1 tRNA gene and 3 rRNA genes are annotated in these 5,250 nt (G+C 48.8%); all 4 read left to right on the top strand.

Annotation, left to right across the window (positions count from 1 at the left end):
* Positions 1 to 308: 308 nt before the first annotated feature.
* Positions 309 to 1,857 (top strand): 16S ribosomal RNA (locus C1E99_RS11600).
* Between the two features lie 52 nt (positions 1,858 to 1,909).
* Positions 1,910 to 1,982 (top strand) — tRNA-Ala (locus tag C1E99_RS11595).
* A gap of 164 nt (positions 1,983 to 2,146) precedes the next feature.
* Positions 2,147 to 5,050, top strand: a 23S ribosomal RNA gene (locus C1E99_RS11590).
* Positions 5,051 to 5,134: 84 nt separating this feature from the next.
* Positions 5,135 to 5,250: ribosomal RNA gene (gene rrf / locus C1E99_RS11585) — 5S ribosomal RNA — on the top strand.
* The 16S, 23S and 5S rRNA genes sit together here with 1 tRNA gene alongside, the layout of an rRNA operon.

Here is a 5,250-nt window from a genome sequence, read left to right as displayed (position 1 = left end):
AAAGAAAATAAAAAAGTTTCAAAAAAGTGTTGACAAAGCAAGTTGAAGATGATAGAATAAATGAGTTGTCAAATCCGAGACACAACACTAAAAAAGAAAATAAAAAAAGTTTCAAAAAAAGTGTTGACAAGAAGTTGAAGAAATGATAAACTAAGATAGTTGTCGCGAGAGAGCGACAACGAACAAGACCTTTGAAAATTAAAGAAGACGAACCAAACGTGCAGGGTGATTTATCACATGATAAATCGTCAATAACGAAAAAACAATAAAACGGAAAGCTAGCAATAGCTTGAGTTTGAATCAAAACTTTTTATGAGAGTTTGATCCTGGCTCAGGACGAACGCTGGCGGCGTGCCTAATACATGCAAGTAGAACGCTGAAGTCTGGTGCTTGCACTAGACGGATGAGTTGCGAACGGGTGAGTAACGCGTAGGTAACCTGCCTCATAGCGGGGGATAACTATTGGAAACGATAGCTAATACCGCATAACAGTATTTACTGCATGGTAGATACTTGAAAGGAGCAATTGCTTCACTATGAGATGGACCTGCGTTGTATTAGCTAGTTGGTGGGGTAACGGCTCACCAAGGCATCGATACATAGCCGACCTGAGAGGGTGATCGGCCACACTGGGACTGAGACACGGCCCAGACTCCTACGGGAGGCAGCAGTAGGGAATCTTCGGCAATGGGGGCAACCCTGACCGAGCAACGCCGCGTGAGTGAAGAAGGTTTTCGGATCGTAAAGCTCTGTTGTAAGAGAAGAACGTGTGTGAGAGTGGAAAGTTCACACAGTGACGGTATCTTACCAGAAAGGGACGGCTAACTACGTGCCAGCAGCCGCGGTAATACGTAGGTCCCGAGCGTTGTCCGGATTTATTGGGCGTAAAGCGAGCGCAGGCGGTTTGATAAGTCTGAAGTAAAAGGCTGTGGCTTAACCATAGTACGCTTTGGAAACTGTCAAACTTGAGTGCAGAAGGGGAGAGTGGAATTCCATGTGTAGCGGTGAAATGCGTAGATATATGGAGGAACACCGGTGGCGAAAGCGGCTCTCTGGTCTGTAACTGACGCTGAGGCTCGAAAGCGTGGGGAGCGAACAGGATTAGATACCCTGGTAGTCCACGCTGTAAACGATGAGTGCTAGGTGTTGGGTCCTTTCCGGGACTCAGTGCCGCAGCTAACGCATTAAGCACTCCGCCTGGGGAGTACGACCGCAAGGTTGAAACTCAAAGGAATTGACGGGGGCCCGCACAAGCGGTGGAGCATGTGGTTTAATTCGAAGCAACGCGAAGAACCTTACCAGGTCTTGACATCCCAGTGACCGTCCTAGAGATAGGATTTTTCTTCGGAACACTGGTGACAGGTGGTGCATGGTTGTCGTCAGCTCGTGTCGTGAGATGTTGGGTTAAGTCCCGCAACGAGCGCAACCCCTATTGTTAGTTGCCATCATTCAGTTGGGCACTCTAGCGAGACTGCCGGTAATAAACCGGAGGAAGGTGGGGATGACGTCAAATCATCATGCCCCTTATGACCTGGGCTACACACGTGCTACAATGGCTGGTACAACGAGTCGCAAGTCGGTGACGGCAAGCTAATCTCTTAAAGCCAGTCTCAGTTCGGATTGTAGGCTGCAACTCGCCTACATGAAGTCGGAATCGCTAGTAATCGCGGATCAGCACGCCGCGGTGAATACGTTCCCGGGCCTTGTACACACCGCCCGTCACACCACGAGAGTTTGTAACACCCGAAGTCGGTGAGGTAACCTTTTAGGAGCCAGCCGCCTAAGGTGGGATAGATGATTGGGGTGAAGTCGTAACAAGGTAGCCGTATCGGAAGGTGCGGCTGGATCACCTCCTTTCTAAGGAAATGGAACCTGTACGTTAGTCTTCTTTAATTTTGAGAGGTCTTGTGGGGCCTTAGCTCAGCTGGGAGAGCGCCTGCTTTGCACGCAGGAGGTCAGCGGTTCGATCCCGCTAGGCTCCATTAACAACGGAAGTTGTTAAGATTTTGTCCATTGAAAATTGAATATCTATCAAACATTCCTAAACGTATGTAACAGTACGTATAGAAATAGTAACAAGAAAATAAACCGAAAACGCTGTGAATATTTAATGAGTTTTCTAATTTTGAAAAAATTAGGTTAATAAGGTTAAGTTAATAAGGGCGCACGGTGGATGCCTTGGCACTAGAAGCCGATGAAGGACGTGACTAACGACGAAATGCCTTGGGGAGCTGTAAGTAAGCAAAGATCCAGGGATGTCCGAATGGGGGAACCCGGCAGGTAATGCCTGTCACTCACTACTGTTAAGGTAGTGTAGAGGAAGACGCAGTGAACTGAAACATCTAAGTAGCTGCAGGAAGAGAAAGCAAAAGCGATTGCCTTAGTAGCGGCGAGCGAAACGGCAGGAGGGCAAACCGAACAGTTTACTGTTCGGGGTTGTAGGACTGCAAAGTGGACTTAAAGAGTATAGAAGAACTACCTGGGAAGGTAGGCCAAAGAGAGTAATAGCCTCGTATTTGAAATAGTCTTTATACCTAGCAGTATCCTGAGTACGGCGAGACACGCGAAATCTCGTCGGAATCCGGGAGGACCATCTCCCAACCCTAAATACTCTCTAGTGACCGATAGTGAACCAGTACCGTGAGGGAAAGGTGAAAAGTACCCCGGAAGGGGAGTGAAATAGAACCTGAAACCGTGTGCCTACAACAAGTTCGAGCCCGTTAATGGGTGAGAGCGTGCCTTTTGTAGAATGAACCGGCGAGTTACGATATGATGCGAGGTTAAGTTGAAGAGACGGAGCCGTAGGGAAACCGAGTCTTAATAGGGCGCATTAGTATTATGTCGTAGACCCGAAACCATGTGACCTACCCATGAGCAGGTTGAAGGTGCGGTAAGACGCACTGGAGGACCGAACCAGGGCACGTTGAAAAGTGCTTGGATGACTTGTGGGTAGCGGAGAAATTCCAAACGAACTTGGAGATAGCTGGTTCTCTCCGAAATAGCTTTAGGGCTAGCGTCGACATTTGAGAATCTTGGAGGTAGAGCACTGTTTGGATGAGGGGGCCATCTCGGTTTACTGATTTCAGATAAACTCCGAATGCCAATGATTTATGGTCGGCAGTCAGACTGCGAGTGCTAAGATCCGTAGTCGAAAGGGAAACAGCCCAGACCACCAGCTAAGGTCCCAAAATAATTGTTAAGTGGAAAAGGATGTGGGGTTGCACAGACAACTAGGATGTTAGCTTAGAAGCAGCTATTCATTCAAAGAGTGCGTAATAGCTCACTAGTCGAGTGACCCTGCGCCGAAAATGTACCGGGGCTAAAACAATTTACCGAAGCTGTGGATAACACTTAGGTGTTATGGTAGGAGAGCGTTCTATGTGTGAAGAAGGTATACCGTGAGGAGTGCTGGAACGCATAGAAGTGAGAATGCCGGTATGAGTAGCGAAAGATGGGTGAGAATCCCATCCACCGTAAGACTAAGGTTTCCAGGGGAAGGCTCGTCCGCCCTGGGTTAGTCGGGACCTAAGGAGAGACCGAAAGGTGTATCCGATGGACAACAGGTTGATATTCCTGTACTAGAGTATGAAGTGATGGAGGGACGCAGTAGGCTAACTAAAGCGGGCGATTGGAAGTGCCCGTCTAAGCAGTGAGGTGTGATATGAGTCAAATGCTTGTATCTCTAACATTGAGCTGTGATGGGGAGCGAAGTTAAGTAGCGAAGTTAGTGACGTCACACTGCCGAGAAAAGCTTCTAGCGATGTATCATACTCTACCCGTACCGCAAACCGACACAGGTAGTCGAGGCGAGTAGCCTCAGGTGAGCGAGAGAACTCTCGTTAAGGAACTCGGCAAAATGACCCCGTAACTTCGGGAGAAGGGGTGCTGACTTAAGGTCAGCCGCAGTGAATAGGCCCAAGCAACTGTTTATCAAAAACACAGCTCTCTGCTAAATCGTAAGATGATGTATAGGGGGTGACGCCTGCCCGGTGCTGGAAGGTTAAGAGGAGGGTTTAGCGTAAGCGAAGATCTGAATTGAAGCCCCAGTAAACGGCGGCCGTAACTATAACGGTCCTAAGGTAGCGAAATTCCTTGTCGGGTAAGTTCCGACCCGCACGAAAGGCGTAATGATTTGGGCACTGTCTCAACGAGAGACTCGGTGAAATTTTAGTACCTGTGAAGATGCAGGTTACCCGCGACAGGACGGAAAGACCCCATGGAGCTTTACTGCAGTTTGATATTGAGTATCTGTACCACATGTACAGGATAGGTAGGAGCCTATGAAGTCGGGACGCCAGTTTCGACAGAGGCGCTGTTGGGATACTACCCTTGTGTTATGGCTACTCTAACCCAGATAGGTTATCCCTATCGGAGACAGTGTCTGACGGGCAGTTTGACTGGGGCGGTCGCCTCCTAAAAGGTAACGGAGGCGCCCAAAGGTTCCCTCAGAATGGTTGGAAATCATTCGCAGAGTGTAAAGGTATAAGGGAGCTTGACTGCGAGAGCTACAACTCGAGCAGGGACGAAAGTCGGGCTTAGTGATCCGGTGGTTCCGTATGGAAGGGCCATCGCTCAACGGATAAAAGCTACCCTGGGGATAACAGGCTTATCTCCCCCAAGAGTTCACATCGACGGGGAGGTTTGGCACCTCGATGTCGGCTCGTCGCATCCTGGGGCTGTAGTCGGTCCCAAGGGTTGGGCTGTTCGCCCATTAAAGCGGCACGCGAGCTGGGTTCAGAACGTCGTGAGACAGTTCGGTCCCTATCCGTCGCGGGCGTAGGAAATTTGAGAGGATCTGCTCCTAGTACGAGAGGACCAGAGTGGACTTACCGCTGGTGTACCAGTTGTCTTGCCAAAGGCATCGCTGGGTAGCTATGTAGGGACGGGATAAACGCTGAAAGCATCTAAGTGTGAAACCCACCTCAAGATGAGATTTCCCATAACTTTATGTTAGTAAGAGCCCTGAGAGATGATCAGGTAGATAGGTTGGAAGTGGAAGTGTGGCGACACATGTAGCGGACCAATACTAATCGCTCGAGGACTTATCCAAAAATAAACTAGAGTCAATATTGACAGCGTTGGTTTTTCTTGATAGAATATAGATATTCAATTTTGAGTTGACAAGACTCAATAGTTAAGTGACGATAGCCTAGGAGATACACCTGTACCCATGCCGAACACAGCAGTTAAGCCCTAGAACGCCTGAAGTAGTTGGGGGTTGCCCCCTGTTAGATACGGTAGTCGCTTAGC

This window comes from Streptococcus suis, from assembly GCF_002964045.1.
Taxonomy (GTDB): domain Bacteria; phylum Bacillota; class Bacilli; order Lactobacillales; family Streptococcaceae; genus Streptococcus; species Streptococcus suis_U.
Note: the sequence above shows the minus strand (reverse complement) of the source record. Positions and strands in the feature narration are given on the sequence as shown.